The organism is Klenkia terrae (assembly GCF_900491935.1).
GTDB classification, from domain to species: domain Bacteria; phylum Actinomycetota; class Actinomycetes; order Mycobacteriales; family Geodermatophilaceae; genus Klenkia; species Klenkia terrae.
Map to the genome: position 1 here is coordinate 1,597,135 of NZ_UEXK01000004.1, position 26,575 is coordinate 1,623,709.

Genomic DNA, 26,575 nt, shown 5'->3' on the forward strand with positions numbered 1-26,575 from the left:
TACCGTCCCCCCGGCATGGCCCGCGTCACACAGCGGGCGCCCAGCTCACCCGGGGGTCGACCCCGGACAGGAGGACCCACCGTGGCCGTTCCCGGCTTCCTGGCCCGCGACCGCATCGTCGCGAAGCCGGGCTTCAACCGCTGGCTGATCCCGCCGGCGGCCCTCGCCGTCCACCTGTGCATCGGGCAGGTCTACGCGACGAGCGTCTACAAGGCCGCCCTGGTGGCCGACTTCGAGTCCTCGCTCACCGCGATCGGCGCCATCTTCTCGATCGCCATCGTGATGCTGGGTCTGTCGGCGGCGCTGTTCGGCACGTGGGTGGACCGCAACGGTCCCCGCGCCGCCATGTTCACCTCCGCCTGCTTCTGGTCGGTCGGCTTCCTGGTCGGCGCCGCGGGCATCGCCACGAACCAGCTGTGGCTGCTCTACCTGGGCTACGGCGTCCTCGGCGGGATCGGGCTGGGGATCGGCTACATCTCGCCGGTCTCCACGCTGATCAAGTGGTTCCCGGACCGCCCGGGCCTGGCCACCGGCATGGCGATCATGGGCTTCGGCGGTGGCGCGCTCATCGCGACCCCGCTGTCCCGCCAGCTGATGAGCCTCTACGACTCCAGCTACGACGGCACCGCCGCGACCACCCCCAGCGGGTCCGCGGTCGCGCTGCTGTTCGTCACCTTCGGCCTGGTCTACCTGGTCTTCATGATGTTCGGCGCCGCGATCGTCCGGGTGCCCGCCGAGGGCTGGAAGCCCGACGGCTTCGACCCCTCGACGGTGAAGAGCAAGGCGCTGGTCACCACCGACAGCGTCTCGGCGGCGAATGCGATCAAGACCCCGCAGTTCTGGCTGCTGTGGATCGTGCTGTTCTGCAACGTCACGGCCGGCATCGGCATCCTCGAGCAGGCCAGCCCGATGGTGCAGGACTTCTTCCGCGACGGGGACGCCTCGCTGGTCACCGCCGCGGCCGCGGCCGGCTTCGTCGGCCTGCTGTCGCTGTTCAACATGGCTGGCCGGTTCGTCTGGTCCTCGACGTCGGACGTCATCGGCCGCAAGGGCATCTACATGGTCTACCTCGGCGTCGGGCTGCTGCTCTACGTCGCGCTGGCCACCGTCGGCAGCTCGGCCGTGTGGTTGTTCGTGCTGCTGGCCGCGCTGATCATCAGCTTCTACGGCGGCGGGTTCGCCACCATCCCGGCCTACCTGCGCGACCTGTTCGGCACCTACCAGGTCGGCGCCATCCACGGCCGGCTGCTCACCGCCTGGTCGGCCGCCGGTGTCGCCGGCCCGCTGATCGTCAACGGCGTCCTGGACACCCAGGGCACCCCCGGTGAGCTCGTCGCCGGGGACTACCGGATCGCGCTGTTCATCATGGTCGGCCTGCTCGCCGTCGGGTTCGTGGCGAACCTGCTGGTCAAGCCGGTCGCGAGCAAGTGGCACGAGCCGAAGTCCCAGACCTCCCCCACCCCGGAACGGAGCGCCGCCCGATGAGCTCACCCGAGCGCAGCAGCACCCCGATGGCCCTCATCGTCGTCGCCTGGGCGCTGGTGGTGATCCCGCTGCTGTACGGCCTGGTGCAGACCATCCGCACCGCCAGCGCGCTGTTCACCGGCTGACCCGACCGGCACCGACGCCCCGTCCACCCCCGCGGTGGGCGGGGCGTCGTCGTGTCAGGCGGGGGGGCCGGCGCGGAAGGGCCGCAACGGGAGGACAACGGCTAGGTCGGCGCGGTTGCCGCTGGCGGCCACCCGGCCCGCGGCCACTGCCTCGTCCCAGGTCTGCAGGCCTGCCACCAACCGCAGCCAGGTGGCCGCGTCGGTCTCCACGACGTTGGGCGGGGTGCCGCGGGTGTGCCGGGGCCCCGGGATGCACTGCACGGCCACGTGCGGGGGCACCCGGACCTCGACCGACCGCCCCGGGACCTGCTGCGCCAGCCAGCGCGCCGTCGTCTTCACCGCCGCCCCGAGCACCGCGCGGGCCGGCTGGTCGGCCTCCCCGCGCAGCCAGGGCAGGCACGGCGCCAGGGCCTCGCGCAGCGCCTCGGCCGGGATCGGCGGCGTCCCGGCCATCAGCTGGTCGGGACGGCGCCCGCCGGGACGGAGCCGACCACGGCCTCGGGGGTGTCGAACAGCGTGGGCAGCGTCGTCGACCAGGCGGTGTGCAGCTCGTCGAGCGGCAGCTCGAGCAGGCCCTCGACGACGAGCGCGTCGCCGCCGGTGGTGCCGAGCTCGGTCACCGGGACGCCGGCCGCCTGCGCCGCGGCGAGCACCGCGGCGGCGTCGGCGGTGGTGACCACGGCGCGGGCCACGGACTCGCCGAACAGCGCGGCCGTGGGGTCACCGTCGACCGACACGGTGGCGCCGACCCCGTACCGCAGCGCGGACTCGGTCAGCGCCTGCGCCAGGCCGCCGTCGCTCAGGTCGTGCGCGGAGGACACCAGCCCGTCGGCGGCCAGCGACGCGAGCAGCCCGCCCAGCGCGCGCTCGGCGTCCAGGTCGAGCCGCGGGGGCAGGCCCCCGAGGTGGCCGTGCACGACGGAGGCCCAGGCCGACCCGCCGAACTCCGGACGGGACTCCCCGAGCAGCAGCAGGGTCTCCCCCGCCGTCGTCCAGCCGCCGCGCACGCGCTGCCGGACGTCGGCGTGCACCCCGAGCACCCCGATGACCGGGGTCGGGTTGATCGGCACGTCGCCGGTCTGGTTGTAGAGGCTCACGTTGCCGCCGGTGACCGGCAGGCCCAGCGCGCGGCAGCCGTCGGCCAGGCCGCGGACGGCCTCGGCGAACTGCCACATGACCTCGGGCTCCTCGGGGGACCCGAAGTTCAGGCAGTTGGTGACCGCCAGCGGGACCGCGCCGGACACAGCGACGTTGCGGTAGGCCTCGGCCAGGTTCAGCTGCGCGCCGGTGTAGGGGTCCAGCCGGGCGAACCGGGCGTTGCCGTCCAGCGCCAGCGCGATGCCCCGGTTGCTGGTCTCGTCGATGCGGACGACGCCGGCGTCCTCGGGCTGGGCCAGCACCGTGTTGCCCTGCACGTAGCGGTCGTACTGCTCGGTCACCCAGGACTTGTCGCAGCCGTCCGGGCTGCCGACCAGGGCCAGCCAGTCGGCGCGCAGGTCGGTGGACTCCGCCGGGGGGACGGCGGCCTGCAGCGCGTCCAGGTCGGCCGGGCGGGCCATCGGTCGCTCGTAGACCGGGCCGTCCAGGGCCACCGTGCGCGGCGGGACGTCGACGATCCGCTCGCCGTGCCAGTCGATGAGCAGGCGGTCGCCGTCGGTGACCTCACCGATGACCGTGGCCAGCACGTCCCACTTCCGGCAGACGGCGAGGAACTCCTCGACCTTGCCCGGCTCGACGATCGCGCACATGCGCTCCTGGGACTCGCTCATCAGGATCTCGGCGGCGGTCAGCGTGGAGTCGCGCAGCGGCACCGTGTCCAGGTCGATCCGCATGCCGCCCGAGCCCGCGGCGGCCAACTCGGAGGTGGCGCAGGACAGGCCGGCGCCGCCGAGGTCCTGGATGCCGGTGACCAGGTCGGCGGCGAAGATCTCCAGGCACGCCTCGATCAGCAGCTTCTCGGTGAACGGGTCGCCGACCTGCACCGAGGGCCGCTTGGCCGGGCCGTCGGCGTCGAAGGTCTCCGACGCCAGGACCGAGACGCCGCCGATGCCGTCGCCACCGGTGCGGGCACCGAAGAGCACGACCTTGTTGCCCACGCCCTCGGCCTTGGCCAGCCGGACGTCGGCGTGCTTCATGACGCCGACGCACAGCGCGTTGACCAGCGGGTTGCCGATGTAGCAGTCGTCGAAGAGCAGCTCGCCGCCGATGTTGGGCAGGCCCAGGCAGTTGCCGTAGCCGCCCACGCCGGCCACCACGCCGGGCAGCACCCGCGCCGTGTCGGGGGCGTCGGCCCGGCCGAAGCGCAGCGAGTCCATGACCGCGACCGGGCGGGCGCCCATGGTGAGGATGTCGCGGACGATGCCGCCGACCCCGGTCGCCGCGCCCTGGTAGGGCTCCACGTAGCTGGGGTGGTTGTGCGACTCGACCTTGAAGGTGACCGCGTAGCCGTCGCCGACGTCGACCACGCCGGCGTTCTCGCCCATGCCGACCAGCAGGGCCTCGCTGCGCGGCAGGTCGCCGAACCGGCGCAGGTGCACCTTGGAGGACTTGTAGGAGCAGTGCTCGCTCCACATCACCGAGTACATCGCCAGCTCGGCGGTGGTCGGGCGGCGGCCCAGGATCTCCCGGATCCGGCCGTACTCCTCCTCGCGGAGGCCCAGCTCGCGCCAGGGCTGCTCCTCGTCCGGGGTGCCCCCGGCGCGGGTGACGGTGTCGACGGTCATGCGGAGACGGCTCCCTGGAGCACGGAGGTGAAGAAGCCCAGCCCGTCGGTGGAGGGACCGGTGAGGTCCTCGACCGCGTGCTCGGGGTGCGGCATGAGCCCGACGACCCGGCCGTCGGCGCTGGTCACGCCGGCGATGTCGCGGGAGGACCCGTTGGGGTTGCCGCCGACGTAGCGGACGACGACCCGGCCCTCGCCCTCGAGGGCGTCCAGGTCGGCGTCGGCGCCGACGTAGCGGCCCTCGCCGTTCTTGACCGGGACGACGATCGTCTGGCCGGTGGCGTAGGACGACGTCCACGCCGTGTCGGCCCGCTCGACGCGCAGGCCCTGGTCGCGGTTGCGGAAGTGCAGGTGGGAGTTGCGGGTCAGCGCGCCGGGCAGCAGGCCGGCCTCGCAGAGCACCTGGAACCCGTTGCAGATGCCCAGCACCGGCATGCCGGCGCGGGCCCGGTCGACGACCGCCCGCACCAGCGGCTGGCGGGCCGCGATGGCCCCGGCGCGCAGGTAGTCGCCGTAGGAGAAGCCACCGGGCAGGACGACGGCGTCCACCGCGCCCAGGTCGTCGTCGGCGTGCCACAGCGGCACGGCCTCGCCGCCGGCCAGCCGGACCGCGCGGGCGGCGTCGACGTCGTCCAGCGAGCCCGGGAAGGTCACCACCCCGATGCGCACGTCAGCTCTCCGTCAGGTGCAGCTCGACGTCCTCGATGACCGGGTTGGCCAGCAGGGTCTCGGCGATCTGGCGGAGCTCGGCCTCGTCCGGGGTGCCCTCGACGTCGAGGACGAAGTGCTTGCCCTGCCGGACGCCGGTCACCCCCTGGTGGCCCAGCCGGCCCAGGGCGCCGAGCACGGCCTGTCCCTGGGGGTCGGAGATCTCGGGCTTCAGGACGACGTCGACCACGACACGGGGCACGCGACGAGGGTACCGGGGCCCGAGCAGGCCCTTCCCCGGTGCGCGGCCGGGTGGGCCGGATCGCTCGCGGCGACTTCGCCGTTCGACTTGGTTTCGGAACCACTGCTGCCGATACCCCGGGTGTCATGACCGGACGACCCAGTTCCGGTGCACCGCGGTCCGAGGGAGTCCAGTGAACCTGCGCAAGCGCTCCGGCGTCGTCGCCCTGATCATCGTCGCCATGCTGGGCGGCGGCGTGGCCTTCGCGGCCTGGATGGTCACCGGCACCGGCGCCGTCAGCGGCGTGGCCGGGACGACGGTGAACTTCACCGTCGCCGCCACCACCCCGGCGTCCTCGGTGCTCTACCCGGGCGGGGCGGCCGCGCTCGCCGGCACGATCACCAACGACAACGCCTTCACGGTGCGGGTCACGTCGGTGACCCTGGGGACCCCCACCACTAGCTCGTCCAGCTGCCCAGCCAGCAACATCACGCTGCCCCAGACGACGATCACCGGGCTGACCCTCGACGTCCTGGCCAACTCGAACAGCGCGGTGCTCTCGCTGCCCCTGGCGGTGACGATGCTTCCCACCGCCGCCGAGGGCTGCAAGGGGGCGGTGTTCACGGTGCCGGTCACCGCCACGGGCACGACCATCCCCGCCTGACGTGCGGCGCGGACGTCTCCGGCAGGGAGGGGTACGGCCGTGAGCGGACGGCACCGCCGGTCCACCGGCCGCCGGGGGGCGGGCCGGGTGGTGGTCCTGGCGACCGCGCTCGCCCTGCTCCTCGGCGGCACCGGGGTCGCCTGGGCGGCGTGGAGCGCGACGGGCGGCGGTTCCACGCAGGCCCGCGCCGTGACCCCCGTGGACCTCACCGTCACCGCGGTGCCCCAGCTCAACCCCATCTTCCCGCGGACCGGGACGACGTACGCCAACCCGGCCACGGGGACGATCGGGTTCACCATCACCAACGCCAACCCCTACCCGGTCTCGCTCACCACCCTGACCCTGGGCAACGGGGTCGCCACGGACACGGCGGCCTGCCCCGCGGGGAACGTGCTGCCCGTGGTGGCGTCGATCAACCGCTCCGGCGCCGCCGCCATCGTGGTGGCCGCCAACTCCACCAGCGCCGCCGTCGTCCTGACCGGCGCGGTCTACATGAGGGCCGACGCCCCCAGCGGCTGCGCCGGAGCGACCTTCACCGTGCCGGTGACGCTCTCAGGCACCTCGCTGTGAGCCGACTCCCGTGGGGCCCCCTCGCCGCCGTGGTGGCCACCGCGGTCCTGCTCGTCGGCGGTGCCACCGCATCCCGGGCGTCGTGGGAGGCGTCGACGGCCATCGGCAGCTCGACGTCCGTGGCCGCCGCGACGATCCCCTCGGTGGGGACGGTCACCGCAAAGCGGACCGACGGCACCCTCGGCTTCACCGTGGCGGTGTCCTGGACCGCGGTGGCCGTGGAGGGGGTCCCGGTCCGCGGGTACGAGGTGGCCCGATACGTCACCCCGCTCCTCGGCACACCGACCCGCACGCCGGGCTCGGGCGCCTGCGACGCCCTCCTGACCGTCACGTCCTGCGTGGACACCGGCAGCCTGCTGGGCCTCGGCGGCGCGCTGACCTACATCGTCACCCCGGTGTTCGCGACGAACTGGCGGGGCACCCCCGTCACCTCCAACACCGCGTGAACGGACCCACCGCGGCCCCGCCGGCGGCAAGACCTCGTCTCGACGCGATTCCGGGTCGGTCCTGCCGATGGTCCCCCCGAGAACGCCATGTCGGCGCAGCGGAGCAGGACGGAGCAGGGACGTGAACGACGTGCAGACCACCGGCCTGTCCCGGCCCGAGAGCGGCTCCACCGTCGAGGTGGTGACCGGCGGGTCGACCGCACCCGCGCACAGCCAGGTGGAGAGCAGCCTGGAGCAGGAGCTGGTCCTCGAGGTCGGGGTCGACGCCTCCGGCCGGCGGGTCCGGTTGTCCCTGGGCGCCGAGGTGTCGGTCTGGTGGAGCCCGGTCGAGGTCCCGGTCCGCTGCCGGCCCTACCAGATCGTCGACGTGCGGGGCGGGACAGTACCCACCTGGCGGCTGCGCCCGGTCGGCTCGGCCGTCGACGGCGACCGGCGCGCCACCCCTCGCGCCCCGCTGCACGTCCCGGTCGGGCTCGCCATGCCCTCGGGGCTGCTGCTGGGCGAGACCGCCGACCTCAGCGAGGGCGGCCTGCGGGTCATCTTCCCGGCCGAGCCCACCGCCGGCTTCGGCGACGTCGCGCACCCGCTGCCCGACACCGGCGAGCGGGCCGTCCTCGCCATCGCGCTGGACGGCACCCGGGTCGAGCTGCGCTGCCGGGTCGTGCACCGCAGCCGACTGGCCGACGGACGCCGTCAGCTGCGCGTGGCCTTCGAGGACCTCTCCGACGAGGTCCGCAGCCGGCTGCGCACCACCACCGCCCTCGAGCTCGCGCGGCGCGCGACCCGGTGAACGGACGGGACACGCGACCGTGAACGACGTCTTCGGCCAGGACCGCCCCGAGCGCGGCTCGGTGCTCCACGTGGTGCTCGAGGGGGTGCCCCTGACCAGCACCGCCGGCGCCTCCAGCGAGCACGAGCTGGTCGCCGAGGTCCCGCTGTCCCGCTCGGGCCGACGCGCCCGGGTCGCCCTCGGCGCGATGCTGCAGGTGTCCTGGGGTTCCCGCGGCAAGGTCCGCACCCGGACCTACCAGGTGGCCGATGTGGTCACCCCCGTGGGCGGCCGCCCGGACTGGCGGCTGATCCCGGTGGCACCGGCCGACGAGGGCACCCGGCGCGCGGTGCCGCGGCACACCGTCGCGCTGCCCGCGGTGCTCGTCGTCGACGACGTCCGGCTGGCCGGCGAGACCGTGGACATCAGCGTCGCCGGCGTCCGGCTGAGCTTCCCGCCGGCCGACCTCGCCACCCATCCGCTGCCCGAGCCCGGGACGGAGGGGGACCTGGCCGTGCTGGTGGCCGGCGAGCGCACCGCCGTCCCGGTGACCGTCGTCCGGTCCGGGCTGCTGCCCGACGGCACCCGCGACGTCCGGGTCTACCTGACCGGAGACCTGGACACCGACCGGCGCCGGCTGCGCGACTTCATCCTGGCCGCCGCACCGGAGGACGACGTCCCGGCCGGTCCCCAGCCCGAGCCCGAGCCGCAGCCCGAGCCCGAGCCCGAGCCCGAGCCTGCTCAGTCGAACGAGGAGCCGGTCAGCGCCTCGTAGGCCGCCACGTAGCGCTCCCGCGTCGCCGCGACGACGTCGGCGGGCAGCTCCGGCGGCGGGGACTGCCGGTCCCACCCCGACGAGGTCAGCCAGTCCCGCACGAACTGCTTGTCGTAGGAGGGCTGCACGGCGCCCGGTGACCAGGTGACCGCGGGCCAGAAGCGCGAGGAGTCCGGGGTCAGCACCTCGTCGGCGAGCACGAGGGCGTCCCCGGCCACGCCGAACTCGAACTTGGTGTCGGCCAGCACGATGCCGGCCTGCTGGGCGACCTCGTGGCCGCGCCGGTACAGCGCCAGCGTCAGGTCGCGCAGCCGCTCGGCCTGGTCCGCACCGACCAGCTCCACGGTGCGCGCGAAGGAGATCGCCTCGTCGTGCTCGCCCACCTCGGCCTTGGTGGACGGGGTGAAGACCGGCTGCGGCAGCCGGGAGCCCTCGACCAGGCCGGCCGGCAGCTCGACGTCCACGATCGCGCCGGTCCGGCGGTACTCCACGGTGCCCGAGCCGGACAGGTAGCCGCGGGCCACGCACTCGACCGGCGCCATCTCCAGCCGGCGGACCAGCATCGCCCGGCCGGCCACCTCGGCCGGCACGTCCGTGGCGCTGAGCAGGTGGTGGGTGGCCCCGAACGCGGCGAGCACGTCGGCGAGCTGGTCGAACCACCACACCGACAGCCGGGTCAGCACCGCGCCCTTGTCCGGGATCGGGGTGGGCAGCACGTGGTCGTAGGCCGAGATGCGGTCCGAGGCGACCAGCAGCAGCCGGTCCTCCCCCGCGTCGTAGACCTCCCGCACCTTGCCGCGGGCCACGAGCGGCAGGTCGAGGGTCACGACAGCGCCGCGAGCCGCTCGAACAGCGGGTCGAGGTTCGCCACGTACCGCTCGGGCCGGCAGATGTCGTCCAGCCGGGCCTCGTCCAGCGCGACCCCGTCGGCGGCCGCCCGGGCCCGCAGGGTCTCCCGGAACGGGGTGCCGGTCTGCCAGGTCTGCATCGCCGCGCCCTGCACCAGGGCGTAGGACTGCTCGCGGCCCATGCCGGCCTCGACCAGCTCCAGCAGCACCGCGGAGGTGTAGATCAGCCCGCCGGTGGAGTCCAGGTTGGCCCGCATCCGCTCGGCGTCCACGACCAGGTTCTCGACCAGGCCGGCGGTGAGGTCCAGCAGGTAGTCGGTGGTGATCGAGGCGTCGGGCAGGAAGACCCGCTCGGTGGAGGAGTGCGAGATGTCGCGCTCGTGCCACAGCGGGATGCCCTCCATGACCGGCACGATCGCCGCGCGCACGACCCGGGCCAGGCCGGCGATGCGCTCGGAGCGGATCGGGTTCTTCTTGTGCGGCATCGCGCTCGAGCCCTTCTGGCCCGACCCGAACGCCTCCGACAGCTCGCGCACCTCGGTCCGCTGGCCGTGCCGGACCTCCAGCGCGATCGCCTCGCAGACCGTGGCGATGATCGCCAGCGCGGAGACCCACTCGCTGATGCCGTCGCGCAGCACCACCTGGGTGGAGGCGTCGGCGGCCCGCAGGTCCAGGGCCCGGGCGACGGTCCGCTCGACCTCGGGGTCGATCAGCGAGTAGGTGCCGACCGCGCCGGAGATGGCGACCACGCCGACCGCGGTCCGCGCCGTCCGCAGGCGGTCGCGGGAGCGAGCCGCGGCGAACGCGAGGTCGGCGACCCGGTGGCCCCAGACGTCGGGCTCGGCGTGCACGCCGTGCGTGCGGCCGACCTTGAGCGTGTTCCGGTGGGCCAGCCCGTGGTCGCGCAGCGCGGCGACCAGCCGGTCGGCCTTGGCCAGCAGGACGTCGGTCGCGTCGGTGAGCTGGACGGCGAGGGCGGTGTCCAGCAGGTCAGAGCTGGTCATGCCGTGGTGGACGTAGGCGGCGGCGCTGCGCGGCTCGGTGTTGTCCGCCCAGGCCGACAGGAAGGCGATCACGTCGTGCTGGGTGGTCGCCTCGATCTCGGCGACGGCCTCCGGCGTGGGGGCCGGGGCGGCCCGCACCGGCTCGACGACGTCGGCGGGCACCCGCCCCGCGGCGGCGTGCGCCTCGAGGACGAGGGTCTCGACCCGGCACCACAGCTCGTACTTGTGCTGCTCGCTCCAGACCGCCCCCATCTCGGGCAGGGTGTAGCGGTCGATCATGCGGGTACCAGGTCGTGTCGAAGCAGCACGCGGGACATCTTCCCGCACGCTGTCCTCGCTCCGCACCACACCCGTCCCACCACCGCCCCACCGGGCCCGGCACCTTCGAGGTCCTCCGTGTTGAACCGTGCCCGCCACCTCACCGACCGGGCTCGCGAACGCATCAGGGCGGCCCGCGAGCACGACCCGCACGCGCTGCCCGAGGGCACGGTCCTCCTGATGGACGACGGCAGCCGCGCCGTGGTCGAGCACGTCCCGGACGCCCACCCGGCGCCCCGGACCGGGGAGTCCTCGGCCACGGCCGCCGCCGGGCGCACCACCACCCCCGACCGCCCGGCCGCCGGGGCCGGCGCACCGACCGGGAGCAGCTCGGCGCCGGACCCGGCCGACGAGCACCCCGCGGGCAGCCCGCACCCCGACGCCCCGGACGCCGACGTCGTGGACGGCGTCAGCGGTCCGCCGGCACCAGGTTCAGCACCCCCCGCCCCCGGGCGGGACCGCAGCCGTGGCTCGCTGCTCGGTCCGGAGGAGCCGACCGAGGCTGCGGCCGAGGTGCCCAACGGCCTGCGCGTCGCCGCGGCCTGGTCCTGGCGGGCGATCGCGGTCGGCGCCGCGCTGTACCTCCTGCTGATGGGCGCCGCCTACGTCGCCGTCGTCGTCGTGCCGGTGATCGTGGCGCTGCTGCTGGCCGCCCTGCTCCAGCCCGGCGCGGCCTTCCTGGTCCGGCACGGCTGGCCGCGCGCCGGGGCCGCCACGCTCATGCTGCTGGTCGGCCTGGGCGTCGTCGCCGGCATCGTCACGCTCGTCGTCGAGCAGTTCGCCGCCGGCTACGACGACCTCGCCTCGCAGGTCGGCGAGGGCCTGGACCAGATCCAGACCTTCGTCGTGGACAACTTCCCGGTGTCGCAGAACCAGCTCAACGACATCATCGCCAACGCGATCACCAGCGCCCAGGACGCCCTGGTGAACAACCGGGACACCCTCACCGCCGGTGCGCTGACCACCGCGGCCACCCTCGGCGAGGTGCTCACCGGCTTCGCGCTGGCCCTGTTCACGCTGTTCTTCCTGCTGATGGACGGCCGCGACATCTGGCTCTGGTTCGTCGGGCTGACCCCGGTCAACTCCGCGGCCTACGTCGACGAGGCCGCCCGCCGCGCGTGGCGGACGCTGATCTCCTACGTCCGGGCCACCGTCGCGGTCGCCGCGTTCGACGCCGTCTTCATCGGGATCGGGCTGACCCTGCTGGGCACCCCGCTGGTGGTGCCGCTGGCCGCGCTGGTCTTCCTCGGCGCCTTCATCCCGATCATCGGGTCGTTCCTGGCCGGATCGGTCGCGGTGCTGGTCACCCTGGTCGCGGTCGGGCCGGTCAAGGCGCTGATCGCGCTGGGCATCATCGTGCTGATCATGCAGCTGGAGGGCCACGTCCTGCAGCCGCTGCTGCTGGGCCGCGCGGTGTCGGTGCACCCGCTGGCCGTGGTGCTCGGCATCGCCGCCGGCCTGCTCATCGCCGGCATCTTCGGGGCGCTCATCGCCGTCCCGGTGATCGCCTGCGCCAACGTGGCCGGCACGTACCTGTCCCGGCGGCACCAGGGCCGGCGTCCCCCGGAGCCGGACACCCGCCGGCACCGCGCGGCGGTGGCCAACCGCAGGTAGGGCTCAGACGGTGATCCGGCCCTCCTGGGCGGCCAGGCCGATGTCGGTGCGCCAGTGCGCGTCGGCCAGCCCGACGCCGGCGACCCGCTCGTAGGCGATCCGGCGGGCGTCGGCCAGGTCGGTGCCGACCGCGGTCACCGCGAGGACCCGCCCGCCGGCGCTGTGCACGCTGCCGTCGGCGGCCAGCCGGGTGCCGGCGTGCAGCACGCCCTCGCCGTCGGCCCCGGTGATCGGCGAGCCCGTGCGCGGCAACTCCGGGTACCCCGGGGCGGCCACGACCACGGTCACCGCGGCGCCGGGTGACCACTCCAGCGGCGGGTGGTCGGCCAGGGTGCCGGTGGCGGCGGCCAGCAGCAGCCCGGCCAGCGGCGTGCGCAGCAGCGGCAGCACGACCTCGGTCTCCGGGTCGCCGAAGCGGGCGTTGAACTCCACCACCCGGGTGCCGCGAGAGGTCAGCGCCAACCCCGCGTAGAGCAGGCCGCTGAACGGCTCGCCGCGGCGGGCCATCTCGTCCACCGTCGGCTGCAGCACCGTCGCGAGCACCTCGTCGACCAGGCCGGCCGGCGCCCAGTCCAGCGGGGCGTAGGCGCCCATGCCGCCGGTGTTCGGGCCGCCGTCCCCGTCGTCGCGCCGCTTGTGGTCCTGGGCCGGGACCAGCGGCAGCACCGTCGTCCCGTCGGTGACGGCGAACAGCGAGACCTCCGGGCCGTCCAGGTACTCCTCGACGAGCACGGAGTGCCCGTCGGCGAGCACGGCCAGCCCGTGGGCCTCGGCGGCGGCGCGGTCGGTGGTGACGACGACGCCCTTGCCGGCGGCCAGGCCGTCGTCCTTGACCACGTACGGGCTGCCCGGGGCGTTGAGCTCGGCGACCTCGTCGAGGGCGGTGTGCAGCTCGGCCTGGCCGCCGACCGGCCAGGCCCGCGCGGTGGGGACGCCGGCCGCGGTCATCACGTGCTTGGCGAAGGCCTTGGAGCCCTCGATCTGCGCGGCCTGCGCACTGGGCCCGAAGCAGGCGATGCCGGCGTCGCGGACGGCGTCGGCCACGCCGGCGACCAGCGGCACCTCGGGTCCGACCACGACCAGGTCGGCTCGCCACGCCGTGGCCAGCGAGGCCACGTCGGCGGGCTCGGCGGCGGCGACCGGGTGCGTCTCCGCGATCGCCGCGGTGCCCGCGTTGCCCGGGGCGCAGGCCAGGGCGGTGACCGCGGGGTCGTCGTGGAGGGCCACGCACAGGGCGTGCTCCCGGGCTCCGGATCCGATCACCAGCACGCGCATGGGGCTGGACGCTACCGGGGGCGGCGCGGCCGGTTCACCGTCTCTGCCCGGCCCCGCCGCGGCGGGCGGCACCGCGGTCGGCCCTGCGCTGCCTGGTCCGCTCCGCCTCGGCGCGCAGCCTGCGCCAGGCGCGGTACCGGGCGGGGTCCAGGCGGCCGTCGGCCAGCGCGGCGGCCAGGGCGCAGCCGGGTTCTCCGCCGTGGCCGCAGTCCCGGAACCGGCAGCCGGTGAGCAGCTCCGCGACGTCGGCGAACGCGGCGTCCAGGCCCTCGTCGTCGGCCAGCTCGAGCTCGCGCAGCCCGGGGGTGTCCACCAGCAGGGCGCCGCCGGGCAGCACGTGCAGCTCCGCGGCGGTCGTGGTGTGCCGGCCGCGGCCGTCGGCCCGGATCTCGTGGGTGGTCGCCCGCGCACCGCCGGCCAGCGCGTTCAGCAGGGTCGACTTGCCCGCGCCCGACGGCCCGACGACCGCGCAGGTGCGGCCGGGGGCCAGCCGGGCGCGCAGCTCCGCCAGCCCGTCGCCGGTCACCGCGCTGAGGGCGAGCACCGGCACGCCCACGGCGTCCTCGGCCACCCGGGCCACGGCGGCCGGCACGTCGTCGCACAGATCGGCCTTGGTGAGCACGAGGAGCGGGGTGGCCCCGCTGCCCCACGCCATGGCCAGGAAGCGCTCGATCCGGCGCACCCGGGCGTGCGCGACCAGGGTGTCCACGACCAGGACCGTGTCGAGGTTGGCGGCCAGCACCTGGGCGGCCGAGGTGCGGCCGGCCACGGTGCGGGTCAGCGCGCTGCGCCGCGGCAGGACCTCGGTGACCCGCTCGGCGGCCACGGCCACGGTCACCCAGTCGCCGACCGCCGGTGCCGCGTCGTCCCGGAGCCGCGGGTCCAGCGGCAGCCGCGCCCGGCCCTCCGCGGTCGCGACCGTGAGCAGACCCCGGTCCACCCGCACGACCCGGCCCAGCCGGGAGCCCGCCGGCGGGGTCGGCGCGGCGGTGCCCCAGGCCGGCACGGGAGGTCGCAGGACGGTCACACGGGGATGCTCCGCCGCGCCGGTCGTGGCTGTCGACCGGATTCCCGGACCCCTCCGGGGAGTGATGCTGCGCACACCAGGTGTACGGAACCCCTGTTCAGACCGAAGTACTGACATATCCAGGCGATTGTCAGCCGGTGTTCGCCATCAGGACACCTGGGGAGGGTGTTGTGGGCTCCATGCGCGAGACCGGTCTGCAGACCGTCCCCGGCACCACCCTCCGGGCGCCCCGGCGCCCGCCCGTCGTGATCGGCCACCGCGGTGCGGCCGCACACCGGCCGGAGCACACCCGCGCCGGCTACGAGCTCGCCGCCGACCTCGGCGCCGACCGCATCGAGCCCGACGTGGTCGTGAGCCGGGACGGCGCCCTCGTCGTCCGGCACGAGAACGAGCTGTCGCTGTCCACCGACGTCGCCGCCCGCCCCGAGTTCGCCGACCGCCGGCGCACCCAGGAGGTCGCCGACGAGGAGTGCACCGGCTGGTTCACCGAGGACTTCACCCTCGCCGAGCTGCGCACCCTGCGGGCGGTCGAGCGCTGGCCGCACCTGCGCCCGGGCAACACGCTCTTCGAGGGCACCGTGCTGACCCTCGGTGAGGTGGTCGAGCTCGCCCGCGCCCGCGGCATCGGGGTGCAGGCCGAGCTGAAGAACCCGAGCTGGTCGTCGTCCATCGGGCTGCCGCTGGCCGAGCTCGTCTGCGCCGAGGTGGGTGCCGCGCCCGACGTGGTGCTGCAGAGCTTCGACGCCGCCGGCATGCGCGAGGTGCGCACCCGGCTCGGGTCGGCCGACACCCTGGTGCAGCTGATCGGCGACGAGGCCCACCACGACCACCAGGTGACGCTGGTCGGGCTGCGCGAGATCAGCACCTACGCCGCCGGGATCGGCCCCTCCAAGCACCGCATCCTGCTCCGCGACGAGCGGGCCATGATGATCGGCGTCTCCGACCTGGTCGCGCAGGCGCACCGGGCCGGCCTGACCGTCGCCCCGTTCACCGTCCGGGCGGAGAACGCCTTCCTGCCCGCCCACCTGCGCCGCGGCACCGACCCGGCCGGCCTGGGCGAGGCCGGCACCGAGGCCCGCCTGCTGCTGGCCCTGGGCGTGGACGGCGATCTCCGGGTTGTCGGTGATCAGCCCGTCCACGCCCAGGGCCAGCAGCAGGCGGGCCTCNCCGCCCTGGCCGCCCCCGCCCTCGCCCCCGTCCGCCCCCGCGAGTAGCCCCCGCGGCGTGGATCAGCTGGGTTCACCACCGTGCGTCCTGGCTCACCGGCGTCGGTGAGCCAGGACGGACGTGGATCAGCTGAGCTGATCCACGCCGAGCTCAGTCCAGGAGGTCGTGGATGAGGACGTTCTCGTCGCGGCCGGGGCCGACGCCGATGACGCTCACCCGGGCGCCCGAGAGCTCCTCGATCCGCCGCACGTAGGCCTGCGCGTTGGCGGGCAGCTCGTCGAAGGTGCGGCAGTGGGTGATGTCCTCGAACCAGCCCGGCATCTCCTCGTACACCGGCTTCGCGTGGTGGAAGTCGGTCTGGGTCATCGGCATCTCGTCGTGCCGGACGCCGTCGACCTCGTAGGCCACGCAGATCGGCACCGTGTCCAGGCCCGACAGCACGTCGAGCTTGGTGAGGAAGTAGTCGGTGATCCCGTTGACCCGGCTGGCGTAGCGGGCGATGACGGCGTCGAACCAGCCGCAGCGGCGGTCCCGGCCGGTGGTCACGCCGACCTCGCCGCCCTGCTTGCGCAGGTACTCCCCGTTGGCGTCGAAGAGCTCCGTGGGGAACGGGCCCGAGCCGACGCGGGTCGTATAGGCCTTGAGGATCCCGACGACGCGCTCGATCCGGGTGGGCCCGATGCCCGAGCCGGCCGAGGCGCCACCGGCGGTCGGCGAGGACGACGTCACGAACGGGTAGGTGCCGTGGTCGACGTCCAGCAGCGTGCCCTGCGAGCCCTCCAGGAGGACCCACTCGTCCCGGTCGAGGGCGTTGCCCAGCAGCAGGCGGGTGTCGGTGATCCGGTGCTTGAGGACCTCGGCGTAGCCGGCGTACTCCTCCACGACCTCGTCGACGTCGATCGCCTTGCGGTTGTAGACCTTGACCAGGATCTGGTTCTTCTCCCGGAGCACGGCCTCGAGCTTGTCCCGCAGGATGCCCAGGTCCAGCAGGTCCTGCGCGCGGATGCCGACGCGGGCGACCTTGTCGCCGTAGGCCGGGCCGATCCCGCGGCCGGTGGTGCCGATCTTGGCCTTGCCGAGGAAGCGCTCGGTGACCCGGTCCAGGGCACGGTGGTGCGGCATGATCAGGTGCGCGTCGCTGGAGATGACCAGCCGCGAGGTGTCCACCCCGCGCTCCTCCAGGCCGGCCAGCTCGCCGATGAGCACCTGCGGGTCGACGACGACGCCGTTGCCGATCACCGGCGTGCAGCCCGGCGTCAGGATCCCCGAGGGGATCAGGTGCAGCGCGTACCGCTCGCCGTCCGGGGTGATCACGGTGTGCCCGGCGTTGTTGCCGCCCTGGTAGCGCACGACGTAGGGGACGCGGCCGCCGAGGATGTCGGTGGCCTTCCCCTTGCCCTCGTCGCCCCACTGGGCACCGATCAGCACGACAGCCGGCATCGGGTGGTTCTCCTTCGTCGAACGGGCCCCGGAGACTCCCGGCTGGCAGGTGGCAGGGTACTGCCGTGAGCGTCTCGCGGTTCGACCTGCGGGGGCTGGCCCCCGGTCAGGGCCCCTCCCGCCGGCACGTCGCGTCCGTCGTGGACGGGGTCGACGGCGCCGTGGTCGTGCAGGGACCGGTGCCCGCGCTGGCCGCCGTCCTGGCCCGGTTGTGGAAGACCGACCGGCTGCCCGCGGTGGCCGTGGGCTGGGAACCGGTGGACGGCGACGCCGACTGCCGCGGGCTGGCCCGCGCCCTGGGCCTGGGCGACGGCGCACCCCGCGAGCTGCCGCTGGTCCGCGACGACCACGGCGGGGTGCTGCTGCACCACGGCCGGATCGAGGCGGCCGGCGGGTCGGCGCTGCGCAAGCGGTTCGGCGCCCAGGCCCACCACGACGACGCCCGGGTCGCCGACGGCCCGGTCACCCGGATCGAGGCCCGTCCGAGGTGGGACGCCGACGAGCTGTCCGTCGCCGTCGTCACCGTCCCGATGCGCCCGGCCCGGCGGACGACGGGCCGCGCGCTGCAGGTGGCCTGCGACCCGGCGCGGGTGCTCCGGGACGGCGTGGCCCTGGACCGCGAGGTGCAGCGCTGGACCTGGTACGCCGACGACCGGGTCCGCTGGCGGCTGCAGCCCTGACCCCTCCGGGGGGAGACCCCCTCCAGCCGACGGCCCGGCGCGCCGACGACACCGGTGCACCCCCGAATCCGTTGGAAGGTCCACCGTGTCCCGCTGCGCCACCTGCCTGTGCACCGCCCCGACGACCGCCTGCGACACCCGCCGGGCCCTCTTCGCCTCCCGGGTGAGCCACAGCCTGGCGACGGTGCGCTCGGTCGCCCGCCGCCAGGGCGTCGTCCTGCGTCCCCTGGCCCCCGGCCTGCTCGAGGCCGAGGGCGACGACCTGCCCGCCCTGGTCACCGAGGTCGCGGCCGCGCTGTCGTCGGTGGAGTCCGCCGAGGTGCGCTGCCTGCTGACCGGCGCCACCGGCAGCGGGCCCGACCTGCTGGTGCAGGCGCTGACCGCCCCCAGCCTCGCCGCCGCGGCCGCCCGGCTGCGGCACGCCGACCTCGTCCCCCTCTTCGCCGACGAGGAGGCCCGCTTCCACGCCGAGTACCAGCCCATCGTGCGGATGGACGACGGCGGCGTGGTCGGCCACGAGGCGCTGCTGCGGGCCACCGGCGTCGACGGCGCGCGGATCATGCCCGACCAGCTCTTCCCGGCCGCCGAGGAGGCCGGCTGGACGCACGTGCTGGACCGGGTCGGGCGCACCACCGCGATCCGGGACGCCGGCCCCTGGCTGGCCGAGGACCTGCTTTTCATCAACTTCGTGCCGACGTCGATCTACCGCCCCGAGGTCTGCCTGCAGACCACCGAGCGCGCCGCCGAGAAGGCCGGTCTGCGGCTGGACCAGCTGGTCTTCGAGGTCACCGAGGGCCACGTGGTGGACGACGTCGACCACCTGGCCCGGGTGTTCGAGCACTACCGCAGCCGCGGCTGCCGGGTGGCGCTGGACGACCTGGGCTCGGGCTGGTCCTCCCTGGCGCTGCTGGTCCGCCTGAAGCCCGACATCGTGAAGCTGGAGCGGGCGATCGTGCAGTCGCTGCCCGAGCCGGCCGCCGTCGCCGTGGTGTCGGCGGTCGTGGACATCACCCACTCCTACGGCGGCCTGGTGCTCGCCGAGGGCGTGGAGACCGAGGAGCAGGCCCGGGTCGCCCGCGAGCTGGGCGCCGACCTGGGGCAGGGCTGGCTGTGGGGCCGGCCGGTCCGACCGACCACCGCCGTCGCCGCCGTCCCGACCCGGGCCCTGCCCGGCACCGCGCCGGACCCGTCGTGGCCCGACGCCGCCGTCGCGCTCGACCCGCGGGCCGAGCAGCCGCAGGAGCCGGCGCGCCCCGCCGACCGGGACCTGCTGGCCCGCGCGGTCGGGCTGACCGGGAGCTCGGTGGTCGTCGTCGACGCCCTGGCCCCGGACATGCCGATCGTCTACGTCAACGACGCGTTCGCCGAGGTCACCGGGTACCCGGCCGAGGACTCGGTGGGCCGCAACTGCCGGTTCCTGCAGGGGCCGGAGACCGACCGCGCCGCGCTGGACGAGCTCGCCGCCGCGCTGCGCGCCGGGCAGCCGCACCGGACGACGCTGCTCAACGTCCGCCGCGACGGCACCACCTGGTGGAACGAGCTGCACCTGTCCCCGCTGCGCGACGCCGGCGGCCAGGTCACCCACTTCGTCGGCTTCCAGCACGACGTCAGCGACCGGGTGGCCGCCGAGGAGGCGCTGCGCGAGCGGGCCGGCACCGACCCGCTGACCGGCACGCTCAACCGCACCGCGCTGCTGAGCGAGCTGGACCGCCAGGTCCGGTCCCCCGGCGCCGGGCCCGTGGTCCTGTTCGTCGACCTCGACGGCTTCAAGCGGGTCAACGACCGGTTCGGCCACACCGTCGGCGACCTCGCGCTCGGCGCGGTCGCCGACCGGCTCCGCTCGGTGGTCCGCGGCGGTGACCTGCTCGCCCGGCTCGGCGGCGACGAGTTCGTCCTCGTGCTCGGCGAGGTCGACGTCCCCGCGGACGACGACGGGCCGTCCTCCGCGCTGGCCGGCGCCCTGGCCGCCGCGCACCGGGTGGCCGCCGACGTCGAGCGCGTGCTGGCGGTGCCGGTCGAGCTCCCCGGGGGGCCGGTGACCATCGGCGCCTCGGTCGGCGTCGCGGTCCACCCGGCCGACGGCGAGACCCCGGCCGACCTGCTGCGCGCCGCCGACCTGCAGATGTACCGGGCCAAGGCGCGCCGGGCGCACGCCCGGGCGACGGCGGACCGGCCGGTCTAGCGGTCGGTGCCGTCCACCGGGGCGAGGACCGGCGCCAGCGGGGTGGCCGTCGTCGCCCCGGCGGCGCGCAACGCGGACCGCCCCGGGCCGAGCAGCACCACGCCGAGCAGCAGCCCGACGCCGCCGAGCACCAGGATCGGCACGCCACCGCGCAGCGCGTCCCCGCTGACCAGCGCCAGCACGGTCGGGACGACGAAGCCCGCGTACACCGGCAGGTAGAACGCGCTGAGCAACGCCCCGCGCCGGTCCGGCGGGGCGACCCGGTCGCAGACCGCCACGCCCGAGGTCATCCCCAGGCCCTCCCCCAGGCCGATCAGCAGGCAGGCGGGGAGCACCCACGGCCACCCGCCCGGCTGCACGGCCAGGTAGCCCAGCCCGCAGCCACCGGCGGCGAGGCCGGCGGCCAGCGGGCCCGCGCGCACCGGTCCCAGCCGGGTCGCCAGCGGGGTGACCAGCGCGGCGCTGCCCTGCACCAGCAGGGCCGAGACCCCGACCAGGGCGAACACCGCGCCGAAGCCGGCCGCGGCCACCAGCAGCGGGAAGACCGTCAACGACAGGACGGCGTAGGTGTAGACGGTGAGCCCGACCGGCAGCAGGTAGGCCCAGAACGCCCGGCGGGCCACCGGCGGCACCCCGAGCGCCAGCCGGCCGGGACGGCGGTCGGTCATCGTCTCGGGCACCCCGCGCAGCCCGACCAGGCCGACCAGCAGCAGCACCGCCGAGGGCGCGAGCGCCACCAGCTGGGGAGCCGGACCCCACTGCACCAGGAAGCCCGCGACCAGCGGCCCGGCTGCGAACCCCGACGCCATCACCGCGCTGGCCACCGCCGCCGCGCGCCGCACCCGGGCGGGACCGGCGTCGTCGTCGGAGGCGGACAGCTCCCGCAGCCAGACCGTGCCGACGGTGAACACCGCACCGCTGGCCAGCCCCTGGGCGATCCGGCCCACCACCAGGAACGTCACGCCGCCGACGTCGGCGGCCACCAGCACCAGCGTGCAGACCAGGGCGGCCAGGACACCGCCGAGCACCACCCGGCGACGGCCGTCGCGGTCCGACAGCGGGCCGGCCAGCAGCAGCGAGGGCACCAGGCCCGCGGCGTAGGCGGCGAAGAACAGCGTGAGGGTCAGCGCACCGAGGTCCAGGACGTCGGCGTAGCGCAGCAGGAGGGGGGACGGCGACTGGGTGCTGACCGCGGTGGCGAACAGCGCGACCAGCAGCCGGCGACGGTGCCGGGCGGGGTCCACCCCCGCACCGTAGGGCCGCGGGGCACCACCGCGGGGGGTCGTGGGGGAGACTGGTGCTCCCGCCCCCGTAGGAGGCCCCCCTGTCGCGCTCCACCCCTGGTCCGTCCCGGTGAGCACCGCCCAGCGCCCGGTCTTCGGGGCGCCCGCGCGCCGGCCGCCCTCGCGCGGCCGCCGGATGCTCACCCGGCCCAGCACGCCCGCGCTGATCGGGGTCGTGGTGGCGCTGGTGGTCTTCGGCGCGCAGGCCCCGCAGCTGCTGGGCACCGGGGGGCTCGCCTCGCTGCTGGACGCCACCGCCCTGATCGGCATCGGCGCCGTGGCGGTCACGCTGCTGCTGGTCGCCGGGCAGTTCGACGTCTCCATCGGCGTGCTCGCGGTGGCCAGCAGCGTGGTCGCCGCGCTGCTGATCTCCGAGGCCGGATGGGGGGTGTGGCCCGCGCTGGCGGTGTCGCTGCTGGCCGCGCTGGCCGTCGGCGCGGTCAACGGGGCACTCGTGGTGTTCACCGGGCTGCCCAGCTTCCTGGTCACCCTGGCCACCTTCCTGGTGCTGCAGGGCGGCACGCTCGTGGTGGCGCAGTCGGTGGCCGGCACCTCCCTGGTCGACCAGGTCGAGGGCGGCACCGGCTGGGCGTCGGCCGAGGTGGTGTTCGGCTCCGGGCTGCTGGTCGGCGACGGCCGGTTCCGGGTGTCGATCGTGTGGTGGCTGCTCGCGGTCGGCCTCACCAGCTGGCTGCTGCGCCGCACCCGGTTCGGCAACGCCGTCTACGCCCTGGGCGGGTCCCGGCGGGCGGCCCGCGAGCTCGGCGTGCCGACCGCCTGGACCACCGTGGCGCTGTACCTGGTCACCGCCACCGCGGCCTGGCTCCTGGGCACGCTGGCCCTGGTCCGGCAGTCCGGCGTGCCGGTGACGCCGGAGTTCGGCAACGAGATCGAGTACATCGTGGTGGCCGTCATCGGCGGCTGCCTGCTCGGCGGCGGGTACGGCTCGGCGGTCGGCGCGGCCGCCGGCGCCCTGCTCTACGGCACCGTCCGGACCGGCATCGGGGTGGCCGGGTGGGACCCGCGGTCCTTCCAGGTCGTGCTCGGCGTGCTGCTGGTGGTGGCCCTGCTGGCCAACGGCGTGGCCCGCCGCCGGCTGGTCGCGGTGCCGCGGTCGTGACCGGTCCCGAGCGGGTGGGCGCCGTCGAGGGCCAGGAGCCGCTGCCCTTCCCCGACTCCCCCGGCGGCCTGCCCCCGGTGCCCGGCGCCCCGGTGCTGGAGCTGCGCGGGGTGACCGTGCGCTACGGCAGCGTGCCGGCGCTGGACCGGGTCTCCCTGCGGATGCACCCCGGCACGGTCACCTGCTTGCTGGGCGAGAACGGCGCCGGCAAGTCCACGGTGGTCCAGGTGGTGTCCGGGGTCCGCCGGCACGACGAGGGCGAGCTGCTGGTCGACGGCCGGCCGGTGCGCTTCCGCCGTCCCCGGCAGGCCCGGTCCCGCGGCATCGCCACCATCTGGCAGGACCTGGCCGTCATCCCGCTGATGACCGTCTGGCGCAACTTCTGGCTCGGCGACGAGCCCACCCGCGGCATCTGGCCGTTCCGCCGGATCGACGTGGACGTCGCCCGGGACGGCGCGGCCCGCGCGCTGGCCCGGGTCGGGCTGCCGGGGCTCAACGTCAACCAGCCCGCGGCCTCCCTCGCGCCGGGCCAGCGGCACAGCCTGGCCGTGGCCCGGGCCCTGCACTTCGGGGCCAAGGTGCTGGTGGTCGACGAGCCCGCGGCACCGCTGACCGTCGCGCAGCACGCGCTGGTGCTGCGCACCGTCGTCGGCGCCCGGGACGCCGGCCTGGCCGTGCTGTTCGTGACCTCGACGCCGGCCTACGCGCACCTGGTCGGCGACCGGTTCGTGCTGCTGGCCGGCGGCCGGGTGGCCGCCGACCTCACCCGGGAGGACGTCGACGTCGACGGCCTGACCCGGCTGGTGAGCGGCGGCGAGGCCCTGGCGACCCTGACCGCCGAGCTCCGCCGCCGCCCCGACCCCCTGGTGACGTGATGGAACGGCCCCGGCGCAGGGGCCCGCCGCGAGGTCACGAGTGGTGGGGGGCGCCGGGGTCCTTCTGCTTCGCGATCGCCAGCCAGGTGTCGACGACGGTGTCCGGGTTCAGCGACATCGACTCGATGCCCTGCTCGACCAGCCACTGGGCGAGGTCCGGGTGGTCGCTGGGGCCCTGGCCGCAGATGCCGACGTACTTGCCGCGGGCCAGGCAGGCCTTGATCGCCATCTCCAGCACCGCGAGCACGGCCGGGTTGCGCTCGTCGAAGGTGGCCGCGACCAGGCTGGAGTCCCGGTCCAGGCCGAGCACCAGCTGGGTCATGTCGTTGGAGCCGATGGAGAACCCGTCGACGTGGTCGAGGAAGGCGTCGGCGAGCAGCGCGTTCGAGGGCAGCTCGCACATCATCACCACCGACAGGTCGTTCTCCCCGCGGACCAGCCCGTGCGAGGCCAGCAGCTCCACCACGCCCTCGATCTCGGCGACGGTGCGCACGAACGGGATCATGATCTTGACGTTGGTCAGGCCCATCTCGTCGCGCACGTGCTTGAGCGCCGCGCACTCCATCGCGAAGCACTCGGCGAAGTCCGCCGACAGGTACCGGGAGGCGCCCCGGTAGCCCAGCATCGGGTTCTCCTCGTGCGGCTCGTAGGCCTCGCCGCCGAGCAGGTTGGCGTACTCGTTGGACTTGAAGTCGCTCATCCGCACGATCACCGGCTCGGGCGCGAAGGCCGCGGCGATCATCGAGATGCCCTCGGCGACCCGCTGCACGAAGTAGTCCCGCGGGCTGGGGTAGGCCGCGATCTGCTCGGCGACCTCCTCGCGCAGCCGGCCCTCGAGGGAGTCGAAGTCCAGCAGGGCGCGGGGGTGGATGCCGATCTGCCGGTTGATGATGAACTCCAGGCGGGCCAGGCCCACGCCCTTGTGCGGCAGCCGGGAGAACGCGAAGGCCTGCTCCGGCGTCCCGACGTTCATCATGATCTTGGTGGCGATCTCCGGCATCGCGTCCAGCCGGGTCTCCTCCACCTCGAAGTCGACCAGGCCCTCGTAGACGTTGCCGACGTCGCCCTCGGCGCAGGAGACGGTGACCTCCTGGCCGTCGGCGAGGGTCTTCGTGGCGTCGCCGGTGCCGACCACGGCCGGGATGCCGAGCTCGCGGGCGATGATCGCGGCGTGGCAGGTGCGCCCGCCGCGGTTGGTCACGATCGCCGAGGCACGCTTCATGATCGGCTCCCAGTCGGGGTCGGTCATGTCCGCGACCAGCACGTCCCCGCGGGCGAAGTCGGCCATCTGGTCGATGTCGGAGAGCACCTTCACCGCGCCGGCGCCGATCTTCTGCCCGATCGCCCGGCCCTCCACGACCACCGAGCCGGTCCCGGTGAGCTTGTAGCGCTCCAGGGAGCTGCCGGTGCGGGAGACCACCGTCTCGGGGCGGGCCTGCAGCACGTACAGCTCGCCGTCCAGGCCGTCCTTGCCCCACTCGATGTCCATCGGGCGGCCGTAGTGCTCCTCGATGGTCACCGCGTAGCGGGCCAGGGTCAGCACCTCGTCGTCGGTGAGCGAGAGCTTCCGGCGCTCGGCGTCGTCGACGTCCACGAACTCCGTCGTCCGGCCGACGGTGGCGTCGTCGGTGTAGACCATCTTGGTCGCCTTGGCGCCCACGCCCCGCTTGAGGACGGCGGCCTTGCCGGCCTTCAGCGCGGGCTTGTAGACGTAGAACTCGTCGGGGTTGACCGCGCCCTGCACGACGCCCTCGCCCAGGCCGTAGGCGCTGGTGATGAACACGGCGTCGGGGAAGCCGGACTCGGTGTCCATGGTGAACATGACGCCCGACGAGCCGATGTCCGAGCGGACCATGCGCTGCACGCCGGCGCTGAGCGCCACCGCGTCGTGGTCGAAGCCGTGGTGCACCCGGTAGGCGATCGCCCGGTCGTTGTAGAGGCTGGCGTACACCTCGCGGATCGCGGTCAGGATCGAGTCGATCCCGCGCACGTTGAGGAAGGTCTCCTGCTGCCCGGCGAAGCTCGCGTCGGGGAGGTCCTCGGCGGTCGCGCTGGACCGGACGGCGAAGGACAGCTCCTGGTCCACGGCGAGCTGCTCGTAGGCCGTGCGGATGTCGGCCTCGAGCTGCTCGGGGAAGGGCTGGTCGACCATCCAGCCGCGGATCTCCGTGCCCGCCGCGGACAGCGCGCGGACGTCGTCGACGTCCAGGGAGCCCAGCTTCTCGGTGATCCGCTCGGCCAGCCCGGTGTCGCCGAGGAAGGAGCGGTAGGCCGACGAGGTGGTGGCGAAGCCGTCGGGCACCTTGACCCCGGCGTCGGCCAGGTTGGAGATCATCTCGCCCAGCGAGGAGTTCTTGCCCCCGACCTCCTCCAGGTCACCCATGCCCAGGTCGGCGAACCAGCGGACGTTCTCGGTGCTCATGGGGTTCCTCTCCTCGGGGCGGTGCCCTGCCGGCGGCGCAGCTTGGCCAGGGTCTGGATGACCACCGCGGCGATCTCCTCGACGGAGGCCGCCGAGGTGTCCACGGTGGGGAGCTTGTGCCGGTCGTACATCGCGATGGCCTGCCGCAGCTCGTAGCGGCACTGCTCCTCCGACGCGTACCGGGAGTTCGGACGGCGCTCCTGGCGCACCCGGGACAACCGGGTGACCGTCGTGGTCAGCCCGAAGCACTTGGCGGCGTGGTCGCGGACCGGGCGGGGCAGGTCGGTGGACTCCAGGTCCTCGTCGACCAGCGGGTAGTTGGCCACGAAGAGCCCGTGCTGCAGCGCCAGGTACATCGCGGTCGGGGTCTTCCCGCAGCGCGAGGGCGCCAGCAGGATCACGTCGGCCCGCTCGATGGCCCGGAAGGTCTGCCCGTCGTCGTGCTCGATGGCGAACTCGACCGCGGCCATCCGGTCGTTGTACCGACGGACGTCGCCGACCCCGTGCAGCCGCCGGGCCTCGCGCACGCCCGGGGCACCGAGCAGGGACTCGACCCGGTCCATGTGCATGCCGAAGAAGTCGATGATCGGCACCCGGCTGGTCAGCAGCACGTCGCGGACCTCGGTGTCCGCGGCCGTGGTGAACGCCAGCGGCATGACCGGCCCCTGCGCCGCCTCGTCCAGCTTGGCCACCACGTCGCGGGCCATCTCGACGCTGGAGATGAACGGGATCAGCTCGGTCTCGANGAGCCCGACCAGGGACTTGCGCGGGCGGCGTCGGATGTGTATAAGGGCCAGGTCCCCCCGCGCCCGCCGACCGCCCCTCCCCCGCAGACTCACGCCGTCCAGGGATCTTCCCGCCCTGCAGGGGCACAG

General features: G+C 74.7%; 25 protein-coding genes. 13 read left to right on the plus strand and 12 right to left on the minus strand.

Going from position 1 to position 26,575, the window contains the following annotated elements:
* Positions 1-81 precede the first annotated feature (81 nt).
* Positions 82-1,485, plus strand: a complete 1,404-nt coding sequence (locus LFA75_RS08310; protein ID WP_225233175.1) for an OFA family MFS transporter — start codon at positions 82-84, stop codon at positions 1,483-1,485.
* Positions 1,482-1,610 carry an MFS transporter small subunit gene (locus LFA75_RS23810; RefSeq protein ID WP_263639364.1) on the plus strand — a complete coding sequence of 43 codons (129 nt, stop codon included), beginning with the start codon at positions 1,482-1,484 and terminating at the stop codon, positions 1,608-1,610. The genes LFA75_RS08310 and LFA75_RS23810 overlap by 4 nt, the downstream gene beginning before the upstream one ends.
* Positions 1,611-1,664: 54 nt before the next feature.
* Here the strand turns inward: LFA75_RS23810 and LFA75_RS08315 are convergent, their stop codons facing one another.
* Genes LFA75_RS08315 through purS form a run of 4 tightly spaced genes read right to left on the minus strand, consistent with a single transcriptional unit; the run spans position 1,665 to position 5,242 of the window.
* Positions 1,665-2,063 (minus strand): sterol carrier family protein, encoded by a 399-nt coding sequence (locus LFA75_RS08315; protein WP_225233176.1) that lies wholly within the window; start codon positions 2,061-2,063, stop codon positions 1,665-1,667.
* Complete coding sequence (gene purL, locus LFA75_RS08320; protein ID WP_225233177.1) at positions 2,063-4,333, minus strand: phosphoribosylformylglycinamidine synthase subunit PurL; 2,271 nt, start codon at positions 4,331-4,333, stop codon at positions 2,063-2,065. Before purL ends, LFA75_RS08315 begins: the two co-directional genes overlap by 1 nt.
* A complete protein-coding gene (gene purQ, locus LFA75_RS08325) occupies positions 4,330-5,001 on the minus strand; it encodes a phosphoribosylformylglycinamidine synthase subunit PurQ (protein WP_225233178.1) in 672 nt (223 codons plus the stop codon). Before purQ ends, purL begins: the two co-directional genes overlap by 4 nt.
* Before the next feature lies 1 nt (position 5,002).
* The gene (gene purS, locus LFA75_RS08330) at positions 5,003-5,242 is read right to left on the minus strand and encodes a phosphoribosylformylglycinamidine synthase subunit PurS (RefSeq protein ID WP_225233179.1); all 240 of its coding nucleotides are present in this window, start codon (positions 5,240-5,242) and stop codon (positions 5,003-5,005) included.
* 172 nt (positions 5,243-5,414) lie between these two features.
* Between purS and LFA75_RS08335 the strand changes: the two genes are divergently transcribed.
* The 5 genes from LFA75_RS08335 to LFA75_RS08355 all read left to right on the plus strand — a co-directional run bounded on the left by LFA75_RS08335 (position 5,415) and on the right by LFA75_RS08355 (position 8,445).
* A complete protein-coding gene (locus LFA75_RS08335; protein WP_225233180.1) occupies positions 5,415-5,885 on the plus strand; it encodes a hypothetical protein in 471 nt (156 codons plus the stop codon).
* 39 nt (positions 5,886-5,924) lie between these two features.
* Complete coding sequence (locus LFA75_RS08340) at positions 5,925-6,455, plus strand: hypothetical protein (protein ID WP_225233181.1); 531 nt, start codon at positions 5,925-5,927, stop codon at positions 6,453-6,455.
* Complete coding sequence (locus LFA75_RS08345) at positions 6,452-6,901, plus strand: hypothetical protein (RefSeq protein WP_225233182.1); 450 nt, start codon at positions 6,452-6,454, stop codon at positions 6,899-6,901. Before LFA75_RS08340 ends, LFA75_RS08345 begins: the two co-directional genes overlap by 4 nt.
* A 121-nt stretch (positions 6,902-7,022) precedes the next feature.
* Positions 7,023-7,691 carry a PilZ domain-containing protein gene (locus LFA75_RS08350; protein ID WP_225233183.1) on the plus strand — a complete coding sequence of 223 codons (669 nt, stop codon included), beginning with the start codon at positions 7,023-7,025 and terminating at the stop codon, positions 7,689-7,691.
* Between the two features lie 19 nt (positions 7,692-7,710).
* A complete protein-coding gene (locus tag LFA75_RS08355) occupies positions 7,711-8,445 on the plus strand; it encodes a PilZ domain-containing protein (protein ID WP_225233184.1) in 735 nt (244 codons plus the stop codon).
* Here LFA75_RS08355 and LFA75_RS08360 read toward each other — a convergent pair.
* On the minus strand, positions 8,412-9,272 hold the full coding sequence (locus LFA75_RS08360) for a phosphoribosylaminoimidazolesuccinocarboxamide synthase (protein WP_225233185.1): 861 nt from the start codon (positions 9,270-9,272) through the stop codon (positions 8,412-8,414). The two genes, LFA75_RS08355 and LFA75_RS08360, sit on opposite strands and share 34 nt — an antisense overlap.
* On the minus strand, positions 9,269-10,576 hold the full coding sequence (purB, locus tag LFA75_RS08365; RefSeq protein WP_225233186.1) for an adenylosuccinate lyase: 1,308 nt from the start codon (positions 10,574-10,576) through the stop codon (positions 9,269-9,271). The genes LFA75_RS08360 and purB overlap by 4 nt, the downstream gene beginning before the upstream one ends.
* Before the next feature lie 117 nt (positions 10,577-10,693).
* Here purB and LFA75_RS08370 point away from each other — a divergent pair, with 117 nt between their 5' ends.
* Entirely contained in the window at positions 10,694-12,229 is a 1,536-nt protein-coding gene (locus LFA75_RS08370; RefSeq protein WP_225233187.1) for an AI-2E family transporter, read from the plus strand.
* Between the two features lie 3 nt (positions 12,230-12,232).
* Here LFA75_RS08370 and purD read toward each other — a convergent pair whose 3' ends face one another.
* Complete coding sequence (purD, locus tag LFA75_RS08375; RefSeq protein ID WP_225233188.1) at positions 12,233-13,504, minus strand: phosphoribosylamine--glycine ligase; 1,272 nt, start codon at positions 13,502-13,504, stop codon at positions 12,233-12,235.
* Between the two features lie 34 nt (positions 13,505-13,538).
* Positions 13,539-14,531 (minus strand): ribosome small subunit-dependent GTPase A, encoded by a 993-nt coding sequence (gene rsgA / locus LFA75_RS08380; protein WP_225233189.1) that lies wholly within the window; start codon positions 14,529-14,531, stop codon positions 13,539-13,541.
* A gap of 179 nt (positions 14,532-14,710) precedes the next feature.
* On the opposite strand from rsgA, the gene LFA75_RS08385 reads away from it, so the two are divergent.
* Positions 14,711-15,745 (plus strand): glycerophosphodiester phosphodiesterase family protein, encoded by a 1,035-nt coding sequence (locus LFA75_RS08385; RefSeq protein ID WP_225233190.1) that lies wholly within the window; start codon positions 14,711-14,713, stop codon positions 15,743-15,745.
* Positions 15,746-15,848: 103 nt separating this feature from the next.
* On the opposite strand, the gene LFA75_RS08390 is transcribed toward LFA75_RS08385, so the two are convergent.
* A complete protein-coding gene (locus tag LFA75_RS08390) occupies positions 15,849-17,138 on the minus strand; it encodes an adenylosuccinate synthase (RefSeq protein ID WP_225233191.1) in 1,290 nt (429 codons plus the stop codon).
* Between the two features lie 65 nt (positions 17,139-17,203).
* Between LFA75_RS08390 and LFA75_RS08395 the strand changes: the two genes are divergently transcribed.
* Together LFA75_RS08395 and LFA75_RS08400 are read left to right on the plus strand one after the other, a co-directional pair.
* Complete coding sequence (locus tag LFA75_RS08395; RefSeq protein WP_225233192.1) at positions 17,204-17,818, plus strand: hypothetical protein; 615 nt, start codon at positions 17,204-17,206, stop codon at positions 17,816-17,818.
* Positions 17,819-17,903: 85 nt separating this feature from the next.
* Positions 17,904-20,000: an EAL domain-containing protein gene (locus LFA75_RS08400; protein ID WP_318249969.1), complete on the plus strand. Its 2,097-nt coding sequence runs from the start codon at positions 17,904-17,906 to the stop codon at positions 19,998-20,000.
* Here the strand turns inward: LFA75_RS08400 and LFA75_RS08405 are convergent.
* The gene (locus tag LFA75_RS08405) at positions 19,997-21,244 is read right to left on the minus strand and encodes an MFS transporter (RefSeq protein WP_225233193.1); all 1,248 of its coding nucleotides are present in this window, start codon (positions 21,242-21,244) and stop codon (positions 19,997-19,999) included. The two genes, LFA75_RS08400 and LFA75_RS08405, sit on opposite strands and share 4 nt — an antisense overlap.
* 109 nt (positions 21,245-21,353) lie before the next feature.
* On the opposite strand from LFA75_RS08405, the gene LFA75_RS08410 reads away from it, so the two are divergent.
* Positions 21,354-22,403: an ABC transporter permease gene (locus LFA75_RS08410; protein ID WP_225233194.1), complete on the plus strand. Its 1,050-nt coding sequence runs from the start codon at positions 21,354-21,356 to the stop codon at positions 22,401-22,403.
* The gene (locus LFA75_RS08415) at positions 22,400-23,278 is read left to right on the plus strand and encodes an ATP-binding cassette domain-containing protein (RefSeq protein WP_225233195.1); all 879 of its coding nucleotides are present in this window, start codon (positions 22,400-22,402) and stop codon (positions 23,276-23,278) included. The genes LFA75_RS08410 and LFA75_RS08415 overlap by 4 nt, the downstream gene beginning before the upstream one ends.
* Positions 23,279-23,312: 34 nt before the next feature.
* Here LFA75_RS08415 and ppsA read toward each other — a convergent pair whose 3' ends face one another.
* Positions 23,313-25,700 carry a phosphoenolpyruvate synthase gene (gene ppsA, locus LFA75_RS08420; RefSeq protein WP_225233196.1) on the minus strand — a complete coding sequence of 796 codons (2,388 nt, stop codon included), beginning with the start codon at positions 25,698-25,700 and terminating at the stop codon, positions 23,313-23,315.
* The gene (locus LFA75_RS08425) at positions 25,697-26,539 is read right to left on the minus strand and encodes a kinase/pyrophosphorylase (protein WP_225233197.1); all 843 of its coding nucleotides are present in this window, start codon (positions 26,537-26,539) and stop codon (positions 25,697-25,699) included. The genes ppsA and LFA75_RS08425 overlap by 4 nt, the downstream gene beginning before the upstream one ends.
* Positions 26,540-26,575: the final 36 nt, after the last annotated feature.

Coding starts and splice junctions, on each gene's coding strand:
- LFA75_RS23810 (WP_263639364.1), top strand. CDS start 1,482: ATGAGCTCACCCGAGCGCAGCAGCACCCCGATGGCCCTCATCGTCGTC.
- LFA75_RS08315 (WP_225233176.1), bottom strand. CDS start 2,063: ATGGCCGGGACGCCGCCGATCCCGGCCGAGGCGCTGCGCGAGGCCCTG.
- purL (WP_225233177.1), bottom strand. CDS start 4,333: ATGACCGTCGACACCGTCACCCGCGCCGGGGGCACCCCGGACGAGGAG.
- purB (WP_225233186.1), bottom strand. CDS start 10,576: ATGATCGACCGCTACACCCTGCCCGAGATGGGGGCGGTCTGGAGCGAG.
- purD (WP_225233188.1), bottom strand. CDS start 13,504: ATGCGCGTGCTGGTGATCGGATCCGGAGCCCGGGAGCACGCCCTGTGC.
- LFA75_RS08390 (WP_225233191.1), bottom strand. CDS start 17,138: ATGCCGGCTGTCGTGCTGATCGGTGCCCAGTGGGGCGACGAGGGCAAG.
- ppsA (WP_225233196.1), bottom strand. CDS start 25,700: ATGAGCACCGAGAACGTCCGCTGGTTCGCCGACCTGGGCATGGGTGAC.